This window comes from Streptomyces sp. NPDC001137 (assembly GCF_040298885.1).
Classification (GTDB): domain Bacteria; phylum Actinomycetota; class Actinomycetes; order Streptomycetales; family Streptomycetaceae; genus Streptomyces.
In genome coordinates this window covers 77752-98023 of the sequence record NZ_JBEPBA010000025.1, presented here as the reverse complement: position 1 = coordinate 98023, position 20272 = coordinate 77752, and the positions used below count along the sequence as shown (strand labels likewise).

The window sequence follows — 20272 nt, the reverse complement described above, 5'->3', positions numbered from 1 at the left end:
CGCAAAGGGCACGGAAGAGCGGGATCAGGAAGTACCGGAGGGTGCCGGACCCGTGCTCGCCCGGACCGTCAACTCCGGGGCGAGCAGCACGACTTCGTCCGTGCCCCGGCCGTCCAGCTTGGCGACCAGCCGCTCCACGGCGTGCCGCCCCATCTCCTGCGCGGGGATGGCGACGGACGTCAGCCGCACCGAGGCCTGTACGGCGACCTGGTCCGGGCAGACCGCGACCACCGACACGTCCTCGGGCACGGCACGGCCCTGCTGGCGCAGCAGCGCGAGCAACGGCTCGACCGCCGACTCGTTCTGCACGACGAAGCCGGTGGTGCCCGGCCGCTCGTCGAGAATGCGGGCGAGGGTGACGGCCATCGCGTCGTACCCGCCCTCGCACGGCCGGTGCAGCAGCCGTACGCCCAGCTCCTGGGCGCGCGAACGCAGTCCGTCGAGGGTGCGCTCGGCGAAGCCCGTGTGCCGCTCGTAGACGGCCGGGGCCTCCCCTATGACGGCGATGTCGCGGTGGCCGAGCATCGCCAGGTGCTCCACGCACAGCGCGCCGGTCGCCTTGAAGTCGAGGTCGACACAGGTCAGTCCGGAGGTGTCGGCGGGCAGGCCGATGAGGACCGAGGGCTGGTCGGTGCCGCGCAGCAACGGCAGCCGCTCGTCGTCGAGTTCGACGTCCATGAGGATCATCGCGTCGGCGAGCCCGCTGCCGGTGACCCGGCGCACCGCGTCGGGGCCCTCCTCGCCGGTCAGCAGCAGGACGTCGTACCCGTGGGTGCGGGCCGTGGTGGCGACCGCGATGGCGATCTCCATCATCACCGGTACGTACATGTCGGTGCGCAGTGGGACCATCAGCGCGATGATGTTCGACCTGCTGCTGGCCAGGGCCCGCGCACCCGCGTTCGGGTGGTAGCCGAGCTCGCGGATCGACTGCTCGACCCGCTGCCGGGTGGTCGTGGAGATGGACCGCTTGCCGCTGAGGACATAGCTCACCGTGCTCGCCGAGACTCCGGCATGCTGGGCGACCTCGGCGAGGGTGACCATCCAGCTCTCCAAGCGTGTGAAGCGCTTCGACAGTGCGCATTGCGAACAGGGGCGGGTGGGGGTGGTCCGACACTAGCTCTAGCGAGGGTGGGTGTCCATAGGGAGTCGAAGCGCTTCGACTGCTTTCTTCTCGGCTTTCTTCTCGAGCTGTCGTCCCATGGAAGAGGTCGTACCAGAAACATCCGCCGAACGGCTGCACAAAGGGTGGTGGCCTCGCCCCGAATCGGGTACATACGATCGGGTAGCACCCGTCGGTAACCAAATGGACCAAGATCCCGATTCGCGGCGAGGTGGCCCCCATGTCCGCAGCACCCGCACCCTCTTCCCGACGCCCCACCGTCACCGAACGCGAGGCCCGCCAGGTGGCGGAGGCGGCCCGTGAACAGGACTGGCGCAAGCCCAGCTTCGCCAAGGAACTCTTCCTCGGCCGCTTCCGCCTCGACCTCATCCACCCGCACCCCACCCCGTCCACCGAGGAGGCGCAGCGCGGCGAGCAGTTCCTCACCAAGCTGCGCGACTTCTGCGAGACGAAGGTCGACGGCGCGCTGATCGAACGGGAGGCCCGGATCCCCGACGAGGTGATCAACGGCCTCAAGGAACTCGGCGCCCTCGGCATGAAGATCGACACCAAGTACGGCGGCCTCGGCCTCACCCAGGTGTACTACAACAAGGCGCTCGCGCTGGCGGGCTCGGCCTCCCCGGCGATCGGCGTACTGCTGTCGGCGCATCAGTCGATCGGCGTACCGCAGCCGCTCAAGCTGTTCGGCACGCAGGAACAGAAGGAGCAGTTCCTGCCCCGCTGTGCGCGCACCGACATCAGCGCCTTCCTGCTCACCGAGCCGGACGTCGGCTCCGACCCGGCCCGCCTCGCGACCAGCGCGGTGCCGGACGGGGACGACTACATCCTCGACGGCGTGAAGCTGTGGACCACCAACGGCGTGGTCGCCGACCTGCTGGTCGTGATGGCCCGGGTGCCGAAGAGCGAGGGCCACAAGGGCGGCATCACCGCCTTCGTCGTCGAAACCAACTCGCCGGGCATCACCGTCGAGAACCGCAACGCCTTCATGGGTCTGCGCGGCATCGAGAACGGCGTCACCCGCTTCCACCAGGTCCGCGTCCCGGCGGCCAACCGGATCGGCCCGGAGGGCGCAGGGCTGAAGATCGCCCTCACCACCCTCAACACCGGCCGGCTCTCGCTCCCCGCGTCCTGCGTGGCCGCGGGCAAGTGGTGCCTGAAGATCGCCCGCGAGTGGTCGGCGGCCCGTGAGCAGTGGGGCAAGCCGATCGCCCACCACGAGGCCGTCGGGTCGAAGATCTCCTTCATCGCGGCGACCACCTTCGCCCTGGAGGCCGTACTCGACCTGTCCTCGCAGATGGCGGACGAGGACCGCAACGACATCCGCATCGAGGGCGCCCTGGCCAAGCTCTTCTCCTCGGAGATGGCCTGGCTCATCGCCGACGAGCTCGTCCAGATCCGCGGCGGCCGCGGCTTCGAGACGGCCGCCTCCCTCGCCGCCCGCGGCGAGAAGGCGGTCCCGGCCGAACAGGTCCTGCGCGATCTGCGCATCAACCGCATCTTCGAGGGCTCGACCGAGATCATGCACCTGCTGATCGCGCGCGAGGCCGTCGACGCCCACCTGACCGTGGCCGGCGACCTGATCGACCCGGAGAAATCCCTTCAGGACAAGGCGAAGGCGGGCGCCAACGCCGGAGTCTTCTACGCCAAGTGGCTCCCGAAACTGGTCGCGGGACCGGGACAACTCCCCGTCTCCTACGGCCAGTTCAAGCACGGTGTGGACCTCTCCCCGCACCTGCGCTACGTCGAACGGCACGCCCGCAAGCTGGCCCGCTCCACCTTCTACGCCATGTCCCGCTGGCAGGGAAGGATGGAGACCAAGCAGGGCTTCCTCGGCCGCATCGTCGACATCGGCGCCGAACTGTTCGCGATGAGCGCGGCCTGCGTACGGGCGGAGCTCCTGCGCAGCCAGGGCGACCACGGCCGCGAGGCCTACCAGCTCGCCGACGTCTTCTGCCGCCAGTCCCGCATCCGCGTCGAGGAACTCTTCGGCCGCCTGTGGACCAACACCGACGACCTCGACCGCAAGCTGGTCAAGGGCATCATGTCGGGCACCTACGAATGGCTGGAGGACGGCATCGTCGACCCGTCGGGCGAGGGACCGTGGATCGCCGCGGCGGACCCCGGAGCCTCGGCCAAGGAGAACGTGCACCGCCCCATCCGCTGACCGCACCAGCCCCTGAGGGGACCCCCCGGCGCGTGATCTTCACGGCGTTTCGCCGGGGGCTGTCCGGCCGACCCGAGCGGGGCCCGGCGCATGCCGAGGCCCGTGACGCCGGACTCAACCGCCGGGCGGCCCCAGGGGGATCCCCCTTCAACCCCCGCAGAGCCCGACAAGCCACCCGCCCGAGCGACGCACTGTCCACCCCGCGCCCCGGCTCGGCAACAATGGAGGGATGAGCGACAGTCCAGCCCCCCTCGCCGACCCGCATCTCGTCTACGACCCCGTGGCGGGAACCGGCCCGAAGGACGTGGTGATCCTCGGCTCCACCGGGTCGATCGGCACCCAGGCCATCGACCTCGTGCTGCGCAACCCCGACCGCTTCCGGGTCACCGGCCTGTCCGCCAACGGCGGGCGGATCGCCCTCCTCGCCGAGCAGGCGCACCGGCTGCGGGTGCGGACCGTCGCGGTGGCCCGCGAGGACGCCGCGGAGGCACTGCGCGAGGCGCTCACCGCGCAGTACGGCGCGGGGGAGCCGCTCCCGGAGATCCTCGCCGGGGCGGAGGCGGCCACCCAGCTCGCCGCGTCCGACTGCCACACCGTGCTCAACGGCATCACCGGCTCCATCGGCCTGGCCCCGACCCTCGCCGCCCTGGAGGCGGGCCGCACCCTCGCGCTCGCCAACAAGGAGTCGCTCATCGTCGGCGGCCCGCTGGTCAAGGCGCTCGCCAAGCCCGGGCAGATCATTCCGGTCGACTCCGAGCACGCGGCCCTGTTCCAGGCGCTGGCGGCGGGCACACGGGCCGACGTCCGGAAGCTGGTCGTGACCGCCTCCGGCGGGCCCTTCCGCGGCCGTACCAAGGCCGAGCTGGCGAACGTCACCGTCCAGGACGCCCTCGCCCACCCCACCTGGGCCATGGGCCCGGTGATCACGATCAACTCGGCGACCCTCGTCAACAAGGGCCTCGAGGTGATCGAGGCACACTTGCTGTACGACATTCCCTTCGACCGCATTGAGGTCGTCGTGCATCCCCAGTCGTATGTCCACTCGATGATTGAGTTCACGGACGGATCGACGATCGCCCAGGCGACTCCCCCCGACATGCGCGGGCCCATCGCCATCGGCCTCGGCTGGCCCGAGCGCGTCCCCGACGCGGCACCGGCCTTCGACTGGAGCACGGCGTCGACGTGGGAGTTCTTCCCGCTCGACAATGACGCGTTCCCGTCGGTGAACCTCGCCCGGCACGTGGGTGAGCTCGCGGGCACCGCCCCGGCGGTGTTCAATGCGGCCAACGAGGAGTGCGTGGAGGCGTTCCGCAGTGGCGCGCTGCCGTTCAACGGGATCATGGAGACCGTGACCAGGGTCGTCGAGGAGCACGGCACCCCGCCCACGGGAACCTCACTCACCGTGCCGGACGTCCTCGAAGCGGAGACCTGGGCACGGGCCCGGGCCCGGGAACTGACGGCGCAGACGACTTCTGCCGCGGAGGCGCGTGCATGACATCCCTGATGATGATCCTCGGCATAGTGATCTTCGTGGTCGGTCTGCTGGTCTCGATCGCGTGGCACGAGCTGGGGCATCTGTCCACCGCCAAGCTCTTCGGCATCCGCGTGCCGCAGTACATGGTGGGCTTCGGCCCCACCCTGTGGTCGCGGAAGAAGGGCGAGACGGAGTACGGCTTCAAGGCCGTCCCGCTCGGCGGCTACATCCGCATGATCGGCATGTTCCCGCCGGGCGACGACGGCCGGATCACCGCGCGCTCCACCTCGCCCTGGCGCGGCATGATCGAGGACGCCCGCTCGGCGGCCTTCGAGGAGCTGCGGCCCGGGGACGAGAACCGCCTCTTCTACACCCGCGCCCCCTGGAAGCGGGTCATCGTGATGTTCGCGGGCCCCTTCATGAACCTGATCCTGGCCGTGGCGCTGTTCCTCACGGTCCTGATGGGCTTCGGCATCACCCAGCAGACCACCACCGTCAGCTCCGTCTCGCAGTGCGTCATCGCCCAGAGCGAGAACCGCGACAAGTGCACGAAGTCCGACGCCGCCTCACCGGCCGCCGCCGCGGGCCTCAAGGCCGGCGACAAGATCGTGTCCTTCAACGGCGTGCGCACGGACGACTGGAACAAGCTCTCCGACCTCATCCGCGCCACCCCCGGCAAGGACGTGGCGATCGTCGTCGACCGCAAGGGCCAGGAGACGACCCTGCACGCGAAGATCGCCACCAACCAGGTCGCGAAGAAGGACTCCACCGGTCACGTCGTCCCGGGCAAGTACGTCACCGCCGGCTTCCTCGGCTTCAGCGCCGCCAACGGCGTCGTCCGCCAGGACTTCGGCGAGTCGGTGTCCTGGATGGGCGACCGGCTCGGCGAGGCCGTCAGCTCCATCGCGGACCTGCCCGGCAAGATCCCCGCCCTGTGGGACGCGGCCTTCGACGGCGCCCCCCGCCAGCCCGACTCCCCGATGGGCGTGGTCGGCGCGGCCCGGGTCGGCGGCGAGATCTTCACCATGGACATCCCGCCGACCCAGCAGCTGGCCACGGCCCTGATGCTGATCGCCGGCTTCAACCTCTCCCTGTTCCTCTTCAACATGCTCCCGCTGCTCCCGCTCGACGGCGGACACATCGCGGGCGCCCTGTGGGAGTCCCTGCGCCGCCACCTGGCGAGGGTGCTGCGGCGCCCGGACCCGGGCCCGTTCGACGTGGCGAAGCTGATGCCGGTGGCGTACGTGGTGGCGGGCGTCTTCGTCTGCTTCACCCTGCTGGTGCTGATCGCGGACGTGGTCAACCCCGTGAAAATCACCTAGGGAAAAGCAACTGGTCACGCGGAGTTCGTGGCGGCCCGGCACGCTCTGTGCCGGGCCGCCTTCCCATTAGCGGGTCTACCGGCGAGTGCGTCCCCCCGCCGGGTGTGTTCGAGGTGGGGGCGTGCTGGGGCCCGCGCCGGTGCCGTAATCTCGAAGCGAAGCCTGGAGCCCGATGATCCGGGACCGGACCTTGATCCACGACTTGGGGTTGCACAGCAGATGACTGCGATTTCTCTCGGCATGCCGTCCGTTCCGACCAGGGTTGCCGAGCGTCGGCAGAGCAGGCAGATCCAGGTCGGCTCCGTGGCGGTCGGCGGCGACGCGCCCGTGTCCGTGCAGTCGATGACCACCACCCGCACGTCCGACATCGGCGCGACCCTCCAGCAGATCGCCGAGCTCACCGCCTCCGGCTGCCAGATCGTGCGTGTCGCCTGCCCCACGCAGGACGACGCGGACGCGCTCGCCACCATCGCGAAGAAGTCGCAGATCCCGGTCATCGCCGACATCCACTTCCAGCCGAAGTACGTGTTCGCGGCCATCGAGGCGGGCTGCGCGGCCGTCCGCGTCAATCCGGGCAACATCAAGCAGTTCGACGACAAGGTCAAGGAGATCGCGCGGGCCGCCAAGGACCACGGCACCCCGATCCGCATCGGCGTCAACGCCGGCTCCCTCGACCGGCGCCTGCTCCAGAAGTACGGCAAGGCGACCCCCGAGGCCCTGGTCGAATCGGCCCTCTGGGAGGCGTCCCTCTTCGAGGAGCACGACTTCCGGGACATCAAGATCTCGGTCAAGCACAACGACCCGGTCGTCATGATCGAGGCGTACAAGCAGCTCGCCGCCCAGTGCGACTACCCCCTGCACCTGGGGGTGACGGAGGCCGGTCCCGCGTTCCAGGGCACGATCAAGTCGGCGGTCGCCTTCGGCGCGCTGCTCTCGCAGGGCATCGGCGACACGATCCGCGTCTCCCTCTCCGCGCCCCCCGTGGAGGAGGTCAAGGTCGGCAACCAGATCCTGGAGTCCCTGAACCTCAAGCAGCGCGGCCTGGAGATCGTCTCCTGCCCGTCCTGCGGCCGCGCCCAGGTCGACGTCTACAAGCTGGCCGAGGAGGTCACGGCGGGCCTGACCGGCATGGAGGTCCCCCTTCGCGTCGCCGTCATGGGCTGCGTCGTCAACGGCCCCGGCGAGGCCCGCGAGGCCGACCTCGGCGTCGCCTCCGGCAACGGCAAGGGCCAGATCTTCGTCAAGGGCGAGGTCATCAAGACGGTCCCCGAGTCCAAGATCGTGGAGACCCTCATCGAGGAGGCCATGAAGCTGGCCGAACAGATGGAGGCGGACGGCACCCCGTCCGGTGAGCCGTCGGTCTCGGTGGCGGGCTGAGGACACTTCGGCGCGGGGAAACTTCGGGCTGAGGAAACTTTCGGGCCGGGGATCTCGGGCTGAGGCAACTTTTCGAGCGCCGGTCGGGGCTGGGTCGTTCAGCCCGTCCGGCGTTCGAGGACGAGGCCGTTCAGGCCGATGAGCGGGGGCCCGGGGGCGGCAGCCCCCGGACGGCACACCAGCCAAGCGCCCACCGGGCAACGGCCAGTACGCCAACCGGGGGGCGGCACCGCCCAGCTTCCGCAGGTACAGTGCGGAGATCAGCAGAACCGCACGATGAGGCCCGCACGTGTTGACGCAGACCACCTCACGGGTGCTCGAACCGAGCGACCTGGACGCCGCGCTCGCCGTCCTCGACCGCGAGCCGGTCGCGAACGCCTTTGTGACCTCCCGGGTGCAGGTCGCGGGCCTCGACCCGTGGCGGCTCGGAGGCGAGATGTGGGGCTTCTACGAGGAGGGCATGCTGACCTCCCTCTGCTACGCGGGCGCCAACCTCGTCCCGATCTGCGCAGGCCCGCGCGCCGTACGCGCCTTCGCCGACCGCGCCCGCAGGGCCGGCCGCCGCTGCTCGTCGATAGTCGGCCCCGTCGAGGCCACCACCCAGCTGTGGCGCCTGCTCGAACCCAGCTGGGGCCCGGCCCGCGAGGTCCGCGCCCACCAGCCGCTCATGGTCACCGACCGGATGCCCGCCGGCATCGCCCCGGATCCCTACGTCCGCCGCATCCGCAAGGACGAGATGGAGACGATCATGCCGGCCTGCGTGGCGATGTTCACCGAGGAGGTCGGCGTCTCGCCCCTCGCGGGGGACGGCGGGCTGCTGTACCAGGCCCGCGTCGCCGAACTCGTCGGCTCCGGCCGCTCGTTCGCCCGCCTGGACGAGCACGGCAAGGTCGTCTTCAAGGCGGAGATCGGCGCGGCCACCCCCCAGGCCTGCCAGATCCAAGGGGTGTGGGTCGCCCCCGAGTACCGGGGGAGGGGGCTCGCAGCCCCGGGCATGGCCGCGGTCCTCGGCTACGCGCTGTCGGACGTGGCCCCGATCGTCAGCCTCTACGTCAACGACTTCAACACCCCCGCGCGAAGGGCGTACCAGCGGGTGGGGTTCCAGGAGGTCGGCGCTTTCATGAGCGTTCTCTTCTAGCCGCACTTCAAGCCGCACTTCCCGCCGCAGTTCACAGCACTGTTCTGAGCCTCGTACGAGACCTGTAGTCTCCCCGGCATGCTGCGCTTTCCCGGTCACGGACACCACCACCCCGAAGACGTCGTGATCGGCCCCCTCGACCTGTCCGCCCGGGTCGACGAGGCGCTCGCCGTGCAGGCCGTGGCCTTCGGACTCGGCTCCGACGAGGTCGCCGTACGACGGCAGATCGTCCTGCGGCACATGACGTACCCGGGAGCCCGCGCACTCGGCGCCACCGTCGAAGGCCGCCTCGTCGGCTTCGTCTACGGCATGCCGAACGACCGCACGCACTGGTGGTCCACCGTCGTCGAGCCGTACCTCCGCGCGCAGGGGCACGACGGCTGGCTCGACAACTCCTTCGTGATCACCGAGCTGCACGTCCACCCGCGCCACCAGAACCTCGGCATCGGCCGCTCCCTGATCACGACCATCACCGACGGTGCCACCGAGCCCCGCTCGATCCTGTCGGCGATCGACGTCGACAGCCCGGCCCGCGGCCTCTACCGCTCCCTCGGCTACCAGGACCTGGCCCGCCAGGTCCTCTTCCCGAGCGCCCCGAAGCCGTACGCCGTGATGGGCGCCCCCCTCCCCCTCCGGCGTCGTTAACGGATTTCCACCGGCGCAGCAGGCCCGGCTAACCTCCATGCCATCACCGTTTCCCGGCAGGAGTACGAGAACCATGGCGAACGCACCGGTCCAGCGCATGTCCCAGTTGATGGCGAAGACGCTGCGTGACGACCCGGCGGACGCCGAGGTCCTCAGCCACAAGCTCCTCGTCCGCGCCGGCTACGTGCGCCGCACCGCTGCCGGCATCTGGAGCTGGCTGCCCCTCGGCATGCGGGTCCTGCGCAACGTGGAGCGGGTCGTCCGTGAGGAGATGGACGCGATCGGCGCCCAGGAGGTGCTGCTCCCCGCCATCCTGCCGCGCGAGCCGTACGAGGCGACCGGCCGCTGGGACGAGTACGGCGCCGAGCTCTTCCGCCTCCAGGACCGCAAGGGCGGCGACTACCTCCTCGGCCCGACCCACGAGGAGATCTTCACCCTGCTGGTGAAGGACCAGGCGTCCTCCTACAAGGACCTGCCGGTCATCCTCTACCAGATCCAGAACAAGTACCGCGACGAGGCCCGCCCGCGGGCCGGCATCCTGCGCGGCCGTGAGTTCCTCATGAAGGACTCGTACTCCTTCGACACCGAGGACGAGGGCCTGGCCCAGTCCTACGCGCTGCACCGCCAGGCCTACCAGAAGATCTTCACGCGCCTCGGCCTCGACTACCGCATCTGCGCCGCCACCGCGGGCGCGATGGGCGGCTCCAAGTCGGAGGAGTTCCTCGCCCCCGCGGAGGCCGGCGAGGACACCTTCGCGGACTGTCCGAACTGCGACTTCGCGGCCAACACCGAGGCGATCACCTACGAGCTCAAGCCGGTGGACGCCGCAGGCGTGCCCGCGCTGGAGGAGATCCCCACCCCCGACACCCCGACCATCGAGACCCTCGCCGCCTTCCTGGAGGTCCCGGCCTCCGCCACCCTGAAGAACCTCCTCGTGAAGGTCGACGGCGAGATCGTCGCCGTCGGTGTCCCCGGCGACCGCGAGGTCGACATGGACAAGGTCGAGGCGCACTTCGCTCCGGGGATCGTCGAGATGGTCACCGAGGCGGACTTCGCGGGCCGCCCGGACCTGGTCCGCGGTTACGTCGGCCCGCAGGGGCGGGGCGAGAAGGTCAAGTACATCGCCGACCCGCGCGTGGCCCCCGGCACCTCCTGGATCACCGGCGCCAACAAGGCGGCCACGCACGCCAGGAACGTCGTGGCGGGCCGTGACTTCGAGGTCGACCAGTACGTCGACGTCGTGGTCGTCCAGGAGGGCGACCCGTGCCCCAAGTGCGGCACCGGCCTCAAGCTGGACCGCGCCATCGAGATCGGCCACATCTTCCAGCTCGGCCGCAAGTACGCGGACGCCCTGAAGCTCGACGTCCTCGGCCAGAACGGCAAGCCGGTCCGCGTCACCATGGGCTCCTACGGCATCGGCGTCTCCCGCGCGGTCGCGGCCATCGCCGAGCAGAACGCCGACGAGCAGGGCCTGTGCTGGCCCGCCGAGGTCGCCCCGGCCGATGTGCACGTCGTCGCCGCGGGCAAGGCCCTGCAGATCGAACTCGCCCTCGACGTCTCCGAGAAGCTGCGGGCGGCCGGTCTGCGCGTCCTGGTGGACGACCGGGCGGGCGTCTCCCCGGGCGTCAAGTTCACGGACGCCGAACTCATCGGCGTACCGAAGATCCTGGTCGCCGGCCGCCGCTCCGCCGAAGGCGTCCTGGAGCTGAAGGACCGCAGGACCGGCGAGCGCGAGGAGCTGACGGTGGACGAGGCGATCGCCCGCCTGAGCGCTTGAGAACGCTGAAGACGAAACTCCTCAGGAACGTCTCCGTCTCTGGAGCGTCCTGAGGAGCGCGGGGCTATTTCGCCAATTTCCGCACGACGCTGAGTCGTCCCCTCATCATTTCCGACCACATGGGCAATACATGTGGCAGACGGTGCACGGGTGAGGGGGAGAGGGATGACTCTGAGGGAAGACGCGCGTGAGCTCCAGGGCGAACTGGCCGTCCTGCGCCGGGCGTTGCACCGGGAGCCGGAGATAGGGCTGCACCTGCCGCGCACACAGGAGAAGGTGCTGGCCGCGCTGGACGGACTGCCGCTGGAGATCAGCACCGGCCGTTCGCTCTCCTCCGTCACGGCCGTGCTGCGCGGCGGCGGCGCGCCCGACGGCCCCGTCGTACTGCTGCGCGGCGACATGGACGCCCTGCCCGTGACCGAGCGCACCGGCGCGGAGTTCGCCTCCCGGATCGCGGGCGCCATGCACGCCTGCGGCCACGACCTGCACACCGCCGGTCTGGTCGGCGCCGCCCGGCTGCTCGCGGACCGGCGCGAGAGCCTCACCGGGGACGTGGTGTTCATGTTCCAGCCGGGGGAGGAGGGCTGGGACGGCGCCGGGCACATGGTCGAGGAGGGTGTGCTGGCGGCGGCGGGACGCCCGGTCGACGCCGCCTACGGACTGCACGTCAGCTCGTCGTCGTACCCCACCGGCGTCTTCGCCTCCCGCCCCGGCCCGCTGATGGCGGCCTCGGCGGGCCTGCATGTGCGCGTGGTCGGCGCCGGCGGCCACGGCTCCCGCCCGCACGACTCCCTGGACCCGATCCAGGCGGCCTGCGAGATGGTCACCGCGCTGCAGACCATGGTGACCCGGCGCTTCGACGTGTTCGACCCGGTCGTGGTCACCGTCGGCACCTTCCACGCCGGCACCCGGCGCAACATCATCCCCGACGACGCGGCCTTCGAGGCGACCGTCCGCACCTTCTCGCCGGCCGCCGCCGAACGCATCGCAGAGGTCTCCGTACGCCTCTGCCGGGACATCGCCACCGCCCACGGCCTCACCGCCGAGGTCGACTTCGTCCCCGAATACCCGGTCACGGTCAATGACGCCGGCGAACACGACTTCGTAGCCGACACCGTCCGCGAGGCCTTCGGGGAGGAGCGCTACGAGCAGCTCACCGACCCGATCACCGGCTCGGAGGACTTCTCCAGGGTCCTGGACCGGGTGCCGGGCGCCTTCGTCTTCCTGGGCGCCGACACCACCGGCGACCCGCAGACCGCCCCCACCAACCACTCGCCGCTCGCCGCCTTCGACGACGCGGTGCTGTCCGACGGGGCCGCCCTGCTCGCCGAACTCGCCGTCCGCCGACTCGACCGTCCCGCCGGGGAGACACAGCGCGCCCGTACCACCTGATCCGCGCGGTGCCCGCCCTCGGCCTGGTCCTCAGGGGCGAAGGGCGAGCGAACTGCCGTAAGGGGCGCGGGGCCGCATCGACCTGCGGCTCCGCCGCGACGGGGGAGCGACAAGCCCCCACGAACCCGCAGCCCCCAAACAACCTCAACTCCCCAGCGGAACCGCCCTAAAGCCACCCGGCGAACTCCAGCAACAGCTCCGCGTCCTTGGCCCGCCCGACCCGAAGCGCCCGCACCCCCGACTCCACAGCCCGGAACAGCGTCCACCCCCGCAACCGCTCCTGATCCACATCCAGCGACTCGGCAAGCCGCTTCACCCGCCGCCGGGTGGTCGCCGGCCCCGCCGGCGAGGCGATCAGATCCTCCACCCGGTCCCGCACCAGCCGAGCCAGGTCGAACGCACACTCACCCACCACCGGATCGGGCCCCACGGCCAGCCACGGCATCCGCTCGCCGGCGAGAACCTTGCTCTGCCGGAACGTCCCGTGCAGCAGCCGCTGCTCAGGCGGGTCCGCCAGCAGTTCCTCACGGGCGGCGAGCGCGTCGTCGACCAGCACGGCCACCCCGGCGAAGCCCGAGGCGGTCGCCCGCATGGCCTCCGCCTGCCGCGCGGTCCGCTCGGCCACGGTCTCGAAGACATGCGCGCCCTCGTCGGCAGGTGGCTCCACCCACAACCGCCGCAACGTCCCCGCCGCCTCCAGCAGCGCCTTCGCCTCCGGCAACGACCGCACCGACACATCCGGATGCAGCCGCTCCAGCAGCAACACACCCTCCGTCGTGAACGGTTCGACCAGCTGTACGGCGCCCACACCGCCCCAGTGCGCCAGCGCCGCCCGCTCGCTCTCCGGACGGGCCCGGGGCGGAGCCAGCTTCAGCACGGCGGGCGTCCCGTCGGGGCGCCGCACCAGCACGACCAGGCTGCTGCGCCCGCCGGGCACCTGCACCCGTTCCACGGTCAACTCGCGTAGCGCAACCGCCTGCCGGGCCGCCTCGGGCAGCTTCTCCAGCCAGTCGTCGCCGTCCGGTGCCGTCTCACCGAGCGCCCTGACCAGACGCTGCGGCGGTGCGAAAACCATGCGCGAGTCGTTCCCTTCCAGTACGCGTTACGCCGTGGGGGCCGGCGAGGCCGGGGCGGTGGCCGCCCGCTCGGCGAGCCCAGGGAAGGCTACGCTCTCACCGCTCCAGCGCACCGCCCGCACCGCCGCCTCCCGCAGCGCCCCGGCGGCCGCGCGCCGCCGCTCGCCCCCGGTTGCCCGCACCAGGTCGGAGTACACCCCGGCCACCCGGTCCTCCAGTTCGGCGGCGAGCCGCACGGCGGCGGCCGAGTCCGGCACCGGGAACGGCAGCGCGTACCCCGCCGCCGCGGCCACCGGCGTGCCGCCCAGGTCGCGTACCTCGCGGGTGAGCGCATCCCGCCGGGCCCGGTGCGCGTCGTAGGCCGCCCGGGCCTCCGCACGCCGTCCCGCGCGGATCCGCCCGCCGACCACCCCATAGCCGTACACGGCCGCATGCTCGGCGGCCAGCGCCGCCTGCAGGGCCTTCAGTTCCTTCTCCCGGCTCACCCGGCACCCTCCGTCAGCAGATACGCATGCGCCGCCCCGGCCGCCGCCACCGAGGCCAGCAGCCGCGCCAGCTCACCCGGCACGTCGAGCAGTGCCGCGATCCGTCGGTCGGCCAGAGCCCGCTCGGCGGCGGCAAGCCCGGCGAGGGCGTCCTTCTCGTTCGCGGGCACGGCGGCGGAAGGCGCAGCCGGATCCGGCGTCGCGGGGGCGGCCTTCGCCACCGTCCCCCCGAAAGCCTCCACATGCCGGCCGACCTCCGCCCGCAGCGCCCCCAACTGCTCCGCCACGGCGGGATGCGCGGCGATCACGGCGTCGTACCGCCCGAGCAGCCCCACACTGTCCCGCGCCGCACGCGCGCGTGCCTTCTCCGTGACCGACGGACTGCCGCCGGCACTCTGCTCGGACTCCCCGGCGGAGCACCCCACCAACAGGGCGGCCCCGGCGGCCGAAGCGAGCACGGATCTTCTACGCGGCCCCGAGAGGGCACGCAAGGGTGGGGGGTACGGCACGGCTGACGTCCTCGGGGGGCTCGTACGAACACACGGGCGGGAAGAGCGGCCCGCCGTGATCACGGTACCCGCGCCCGCCCCCCGGTGTTCATCGGCACCGCACGTCCGTACGTGTACGGCAACACACCCTGCGACCGGATACCCTTTGACCAGACACGCGACCCATCCCACAACAGCACACGCGGCCGAGGAGTCACCCGGATGAGCACCACCCAGAGCGAGAGGCTGCGAGAGCTCCTGGAACCGCTCGTCAGCTCCCAGGGCCTGGATCTGGAAGAGATCGCAGTGGACTCCGTCGGACGCAAGCGGGTGCTGCGCGTGGTCGTCGACTCCGACACCGGGGCCGATCTGGACCAGATCGCCGATGTGAGCCGCGCGCTCTCGGCGAAGCTGGACGAGACGGACGCGATGGGCGACGGCGAGTACACCCTCGAGGTCGGAACCCCGGGCGCGGAGCGCTCCCTCACCGAGCACCGGCACTACGTGCGCGCGGTCGACCGGCTGGTGAAGTTCCAGCTGACCGACAGCGGCGAACTGGTCGCCAGGATCCTGAAGGTCGACGACGAAGGCCTCGACCTCGAGGTGCCCGGGGTGAAGGGCCGCAGGCCCACGAGCCGCAGACTCGCCTTCTCGGACATCGACAAGGCGCGCGTGCAGGTCGAGTTCAACCGCAAGAACGAGAAGGAAGAGGAGGCGTAGCCGTGGACATCGACATGAGTGCCCTGCGGGGCTTGGTACGGGAGAAGGAGATCTCCTTCGACCTGCTGGTCGAGGCGATCGAGTCGGCCCTCCTCATCGCCTACCACCGAACCGAGGGAAGCCGCCGCCACGCGCGCGTGGAGCTCAACCGGGAGACCGGCCACGTGACGGTGTGGGCGAAGGAGGATCCCGAGGACCTCGAGGAGGGCCAGGAGCCCCGCGAGTTCGACGACACCCCGTCCGGCTTCGGCCGTATCGCCGCCACCACCGCCAAGCAGGTCATCCTGCAGCGCCTGCGCGATGCCGAGGACGACGCGACGCTCGGCGAGTACGCAGGCCGCGAGGGCGACATCGTCACCGGCGTGGTCCAGCAGGGCCGCGACCCGAAGAACGTGCTCGTGGACATCGGCAAGCTGGAGGCCATCCTGCCGGTGCAGGAGCAGGTGCCGGGCGAGACGTACCCGCACGGCATGCGGCTGCGGTCGTACGTCGTACGGGTGGCGAAGGGCGTCCGCGGCCCGTCCGTGACCCTCTCGCGCACCCACCCGAACCTGGTGAAGAAGCTCTTCGCCCTGGAGGTGCCGGAGATCGCCGACGGCTCCGTGGAGATCGCCGCGATCGCCCGTGAGGCCGGTCACCGCACCAAGATCGCCGTACGGTCCACCCGTTCGGGCCTGAACGCCAAGGGCGCCTGCATCGGCCCCATGGGCGGGCGGGTGCGCAACGTCATGGGCGAGCTGAACGGCGAGAAGATCGACATCGTCGACTGGTCGGACGACCCGGCGGAGATGGTCGCCAACGCGCTGTCGCCGGCGCGGGTCTCCAAGGTGGAGGTCGTGGACCTCGCCGCCCGCTCCGCGCGCGTGACGGTGCCGGACTACCAGCTGTCGCTGGCGATCGGCAAGGAAGGGCAGAACGCCCGCCTCGCGGCCCGGCTGACCGGCTGGCGGATCGACATCCGCCCGGACACCGAGCCGGCCGAGGACCAGCGCGCGGAGCAGCGCGGGGAATAGATCCAAGCCGCGGATGGCTTAGATCACGACAGTTGTATGCGCGGAACTGTTCGATTCTTGCCCCAAAGGGGTGAGGTCGCCACGGGGAGGTAGACTTAAGGGTGTCTGGCCGGACGCGCGCCCGCGCATGCCCTGAGCGCACCTGTGTGGGGTGCAGGCAGCGAGCGGCCAAGAAGGATCTGCTGCGCATCGTGGCGGTCGAGGGCGCATGCGTCCCCGATCATCGCGGTACGCTGCCCGGCCGGGGTGCTTATGTGCACCCCGCCCTGGTCTGTCTCGACCTGGCGGTACGCCGCCGGGCGTTCACGCGGGCGCTGCGCGCCCCGGGAGCGCTCGACACAAAGGCGTTGCGCCTCTATGTCGAGCAGGCAACACCGTAAGACGTGGTCGTACGGAACCTCCGTGCGGCCCTGGTACCCCGCGAGTTGGAAGTAGGTCGAGATTGCGATGAGCACTCGATGAGCACGCGATGAGTACGCCCATGAAGTAGCGACGGTCCGGACGCAACCCGGACCTAAAAGGAGCGAAGTGGCTAAGGTCCGGGTATACGAACTCGCCAAGGAGTTCGGGGTTGAGAGCAAGGTCGTCATGGCCAAGCTCCAGGAACTCGGTGAATTCGTCCGTTCGGCGTCTTCGACCATCGAAGCGCCCGTCGTCCGTAAACTGACGGACGCCCTCCAGCAGGGCAGCGGAGGCGGCAAGTCCGCCCCCGCACGCAAGGCTGCCCCGGCGAAGCCGGCAGCCCCCTCTCCGGCGCAGGCTGCCCGTCCGGCCGCCCCGCGCCCGCCGGCCCCCAAGCCGGCCGCCGCCGAGAAGCCCGCGGCTCCCGCCGCGCCGGCCGCTCCCGGCCCCCGTCCCACCCCGGGCCCGAAGCCCGCGCCGCGGCCCGCCCCGGCGTCCCCGGCTCCGACCACGCCCGAGTTCACGGCACCCCCGGCGGCTCCCGCCGCCCCGGCCGCCTCCCAGGGCCAGGGCTCCGGCCCGCGTCCGGGCGCCCCGCGTCCGGCAGGCCAGGCCCCGCGTCCGGGCGCCCGTCCCGGCGGCCCCGCTCAGGGCGGCCAGGGTCGCGGCGACCGCGGTGACCGTCCCGGCGCCCCGCGTCCGGGTGGCCAGGCGCCGCGTCCCGGTGCCCGTCCGGCCGGTCCCCGTCCGGGCAACAACCCCTTCACCTCCGGTGGCTCCACCGGCATGGCGCGCCCGCAGGCGCCCCGTCCGGGCGGTGCCCCGCGTCCCGGTGGCCCGGGTGCCCCGGGTGGTGCCCCGCGTCCGCAGGGTGCCGGCCAGGGCGGTCCGCGTCCCCAGGGTGCTGCGGGCGGTCCCCGTCCGCAGGCTCCGGGCGGCCCGCGTCCGACCCCGGGCGGCATGCCCCGTCCGCAGGGCGGTCCCCGTCCCGGCGGCGGTCCCGGCGGCCCGCGTCCGAACCCCGGCATGATGCCGCAGCGTCCGGCTGCCGGCCCGCGTCCCGGCGGCGGTGGCCCCGGCGGCCGCGGTCCCGGCGGCGGCGGTCGTCCCGGTGGCGGCGGCGGTCGTCCCGGCGGCGGTGGCGGCTTCGCCGGTCGTCCCGGTGGCGGTGGCGGCGGCTTCGCCGGTCGTCCGGCCGGTCCCGGTGGCGGTGGCGGCGGTTTCGCCGGTCGTCCGGGTGGTCCCGGCGGTGGCGGCGGTGGCCGTCCCGGCTTCGGCGGTCGTCCCGGTGGTCCGGGCGGTCGTGGTGGCACGCAGGGCGCCTTCGGTCGTCCCGGCGGTCCCGCGCGCCGCGGTCGCAAGTCGAAGCGGCAGAGGCGCCAGGAGTACGAGGCCATGCAGGCCCCGTCGGTCGGCGGCGTGATGCTGCCTCGCGGCAACGGCGAGACCATTCGCCTGTCGCGCGGTGCCTCCCTCACCGACTTCGCGGAGAAGATCAACGCCAACCCGGCGTCGCTCGTCGCGGTCATGATGAACCTGGGCGAGATGGTCACGGCCACGCAGTCCGTCTCCGACGAGACGCTGCAGCTCCTCGCGGGCGAGATGAACTACGAGGTTCAGATCGTCAGCCCCGAGGAGGAGGACCGCGAGCTGCTCGAGTCCTTCGACATCGAGTTCGGCGAGGACGAGGGCGGCGAAGAGGACCTGGTCGTCCGTCCGCCGGTCGTGACCGTCATGGGTCACGTCGACCACGGAAAGACCCGACTGCTCGACGCCATCCGCAAGACGAACGTCATCGCGGGCGAGGCCGGCGGCATCACCCAGCACATCGGTGCCTACCAGGTCGCGACCGAGGTCAACGACGAAGAGCGCAAGATCACCTTCATCGACACCCCGGGTCACGAGGCGTTCACCGCCATGCGTGCCCGTGGTGCGAAGTCGACCGACATCGCGATCCTGGTCGTCGCGGCCAACGACGGCGTCATGCCGCAGACGGTCGAGGCGCTCAACCACGCCAAGGCGGCCGACGTCCCGATCGTCGTCGCGGTCAACAAGATCGACGTCGAGGGCGCCGACCCGACCAAGGTGCGCGGTCAGCTCACCGAGTACGGGCTGGTGGCCGAGGAGTACGGCGGCGACACGATGTTCGTCGACATCTCCGCCAAGCAGGGTCTGCACATCGACTCCCTGCTGGAGGCCGTGGTCCTCACCGCGGACGCCTCGCTCGACCTGCGGGCCAACCCGAACCAGGACGCGCAGGGCATCTCCATCGAGTCCCGCCTCGACCGCGGCCGTGGTGCCGTGTCGACGGTCCTCGTCCAGCGAGGCACCCTGCGGGTCGGCGACACGATGGTCGTGGGCGACGCCTACGGCCGAGTCCGCGCCATGCTCGACGACAACGGCAACAACGTCGCCGAGGCCGGCCCGTCGACGCCGGTCCAGGTCCTGGGCCTGACCAACGTCCCGGGTGCGGGCGACAACTTCCTGGTGGTGGACGAGGACCGTACGGCCCGTCAGATCGCCGAGAAGCGCGCCGCCCGTGAGCGCAACGCCGCGTTCGCCAAGCGCACGCGCCGTGTCTCCCTCGAGGACCTGGACAAGGTGCTCAAGGCCGGCGAGGTCCAGCAGCTCAACCTCATCATCAAGGGTGACGCTTCTGGTTCCGTCGAGGCTCTCGAGTCCTCCCTGCTCCAGCTGGACGTCGGCGAAGAGGTCGACATCCGCGTCCTGCACCGCGGCGTCGGTGCGGTCACGGAGTCGGACATCGACCTGGCGATGGGCTCGGACGCCATCGTGATCGGCTTCAACGTCCGTGCGGCAGGCCGCGCGGCGCAGATGGCCGAGCGCGAGGGCGTGGACGTCCGCTACTACTCGGTCATCTACCAGGCGATCGAGGAGATCGAGGCGGCCCTCAAGGGCATGCTCAAGCCGGAGTTCGAGGAGGTCGAGCTCGGTACGGCGGAGATCCGCGAGGTCTTCAAGTCGTCCAAGCTGGGCAACATCGCGGGTGTTCTCATCCGCTCCGGCGAGGTCAAGCGCAACACCAAGGCGCGCCTCATCCGCGACGGCAAGGTGGTCGCGGAGAACCTCAACATCGAGGGTCTGCGTCGCTTCAAGGACGACGTCACCGAGATCCGCGAAGGGTTCGAGGGCGGTATCAACCTCGGCAACTTCAACGACATCAAGGTCGACGACGTCATCGCGACGTACGAGATGCGCGAGAAGCCGCGCGTCTGATCCAGCACGCGATCGGGGCCGATCGGCGGGGAAGTTCCTCCACGGAATTTCCGTCGATCGGCCCCGGCCGTTGCGTGTACGGTTCCCGTATCGGCGTCGAAGCGTGGCGCCCGTACCCCGAACCGGCGGGACATCCGGACACACATGTATGTGGGGACTCTGTCCTTCGACCTGCTCCTCGGCGACGTCCACTCGCTCAAGGAGAAACGCTCTCTCGTCCGTCCGATAGTGGCCGAGCTCCAGCGCAAGTACGCGGTGAGCGTGGCGGAGACGGGCAGTCAGAACCTCCATCGCAGGGCCGAGATCGGGCTCGCGATGGTTTCCGGGGACACGGGACACCTCTCCGACGTACTGGACCGCTGCGAGCGGCTGGTCGCCGGGCGGCCCGAGGTGGAACTGCTCTCGGTTCGACGCAGGCTCCACAGCGACGAAGACTGAAGCA

17 protein-coding genes are annotated in these 20272 nt (G+C 71.1%); 13 read left to right on the top strand and 4 right to left on the bottom strand.

Annotation, left to right across the window (positions count from 1 at the left end):
* Positions 1-24: 24 nt before the first annotated feature.
* Positions 25-1041, bottom strand: a complete 1017-nt coding sequence (locus ABT254_RS36735; RefSeq protein WP_351480256.1) for a LacI family DNA-binding transcriptional regulator — start codon at positions 1039-1041, stop codon at positions 25-27.
* A gap of 299 nt (positions 1042-1340) precedes the next feature.
* Here ABT254_RS36735 and ABT254_RS36730 point away from each other — a divergent pair, with 299 nt between their 5' ends.
* The 8 genes from ABT254_RS36730 (at position 1341) to ABT254_RS36695 (ending at position 12409) form a co-directional block, all read left to right on the top strand.
* Entirely contained in the window at positions 1341-3284 is a 1944-nt protein-coding gene (locus ABT254_RS36730; protein WP_351480254.1) for an acyl-CoA dehydrogenase family protein, read from the top strand.
* Between the two features lie 229 nt (positions 3285-3513).
* Positions 3514-4779, top strand: a complete 1266-nt coding sequence (dxr, locus tag ABT254_RS36725) for a 1-deoxy-D-xylulose-5-phosphate reductoisomerase (protein WP_351480251.1) — start codon at positions 3514-3516, stop codon at positions 4777-4779.
* Complete coding sequence (locus ABT254_RS36720; protein WP_502972111.1) at positions 4776-6080, top strand: M50 family metallopeptidase; 1305 nt, start codon at positions 4776-4778, stop codon at positions 6078-6080. Before dxr ends, ABT254_RS36720 begins: the two co-directional genes overlap by 4 nt.
* A gap of 219 nt (positions 6081-6299) precedes the next feature.
* The gene (ispG, locus tag ABT254_RS36715; RefSeq protein ID WP_115905551.1) at positions 6300-7457 is read left to right on the top strand and encodes a flavodoxin-dependent (E)-4-hydroxy-3-methylbut-2-enyl-diphosphate synthase; all 1158 of its coding nucleotides are present in this window, start codon (positions 6300-6302) and stop codon (positions 7455-7457) included.
* A gap of 289 nt (positions 7458-7746) precedes the next feature.
* Complete coding sequence (locus tag ABT254_RS36710) at positions 7747-8595, top strand: GNAT family N-acetyltransferase (RefSeq protein WP_351480247.1); 849 nt, start codon at positions 7747-7749, stop codon at positions 8593-8595.
* A 78-nt stretch (positions 8596-8673) separates the two neighbouring features.
* A complete protein-coding gene (locus ABT254_RS36705) occupies positions 8674-9240 on the top strand; it encodes a GNAT family N-acetyltransferase (protein ID WP_351480244.1) in 567 nt (188 codons plus the stop codon).
* 73 nt (positions 9241-9313) lie between these two features.
* On the top strand, positions 9314-11017 hold the full coding sequence (locus ABT254_RS36700) for a proline--tRNA ligase (RefSeq protein ID WP_351480241.1): 1704 nt from the start codon (positions 9314-9316) through the stop codon (positions 11015-11017).
* 165 nt (positions 11018-11182) lie between these two features.
* Positions 11183-12409 carry a M20 metallopeptidase family protein gene (locus ABT254_RS36695; RefSeq protein ID WP_351480238.1) on the top strand — a complete coding sequence of 409 codons (1227 nt, stop codon included), beginning with the start codon at positions 11183-11185 and terminating at the stop codon, positions 12407-12409.
* Between the two features lie 166 nt (positions 12410-12575).
* On the opposite strand, the gene ABT254_RS36690 is transcribed toward ABT254_RS36695, so the two are convergent.
* Genes ABT254_RS36690 through ABT254_RS36680 form a run of 3 tightly spaced genes read right to left on the bottom strand, consistent with a single transcriptional unit; the run spans position 12576 to position 14479 of the window.
* Entirely contained in the window at positions 12576-13484 is a 909-nt protein-coding gene (locus ABT254_RS36690) for an aminoglycoside phosphotransferase family protein (protein ID WP_351480235.1), read from the bottom strand.
* A gap of 27 nt (positions 13485-13511) precedes the next feature.
* Positions 13512-13970: a ferritin-like domain-containing protein gene (locus ABT254_RS36685; protein WP_351480232.1), complete on the bottom strand. Its 459-nt coding sequence runs from the start codon at positions 13968-13970 to the stop codon at positions 13512-13514.
* On the bottom strand, positions 13967-14479 hold the full coding sequence (locus ABT254_RS36680; RefSeq protein ID WP_351480229.1) for a hypothetical protein: 513 nt from the start codon (positions 14477-14479) through the stop codon (positions 13967-13969). The genes ABT254_RS36685 and ABT254_RS36680 overlap by 4 nt, the downstream gene beginning before the upstream one ends.
* Positions 14480-14680: 201 nt before the next feature.
* On the opposite strand from ABT254_RS36680, the gene rimP reads away from it, so the two are divergent.
* The 5 genes from rimP (at position 14681) to ABT254_RS36655 (ending at position 20268) form a co-directional block, all read left to right on the top strand.
* Positions 14681-15178, top strand: coding sequence for a ribosome maturation factor RimP (rimP, locus tag ABT254_RS36675; protein WP_351480226.1), 498 nt, complete (start codon positions 14681-14683; stop codon positions 15176-15178).
* A 2-nt stretch (positions 15179-15180) separates the two neighbouring features.
* Positions 15181-16191 (top strand): transcription termination factor NusA, encoded by a 1011-nt coding sequence (nusA, locus tag ABT254_RS36670; RefSeq protein ID WP_351480224.1) that lies wholly within the window; start codon positions 15181-15183, stop codon positions 16189-16191.
* Between the two features lie 101 nt (positions 16192-16292).
* A complete protein-coding gene (locus ABT254_RS36665) occupies positions 16293-16571 on the top strand; it encodes a YlxR family protein (RefSeq protein WP_344404752.1) in 279 nt (92 codons plus the stop codon).
* Between the two features lie 148 nt (positions 16572-16719).
* Entirely contained in the window at positions 16720-19830 is a 3111-nt protein-coding gene (infB, locus tag ABT254_RS36660) for a translation initiation factor IF-2 (protein WP_351480221.1), read from the top strand.
* Positions 19831-19974: 144 nt separating this feature from the next.
* Positions 19975-20268, top strand: coding sequence for a DUF503 domain-containing protein (locus ABT254_RS36655; RefSeq protein ID WP_242775834.1), 294 nt, complete (start codon positions 19975-19977; stop codon positions 20266-20268).
* Positions 20269-20272 lie beyond the last annotated feature (4 nt).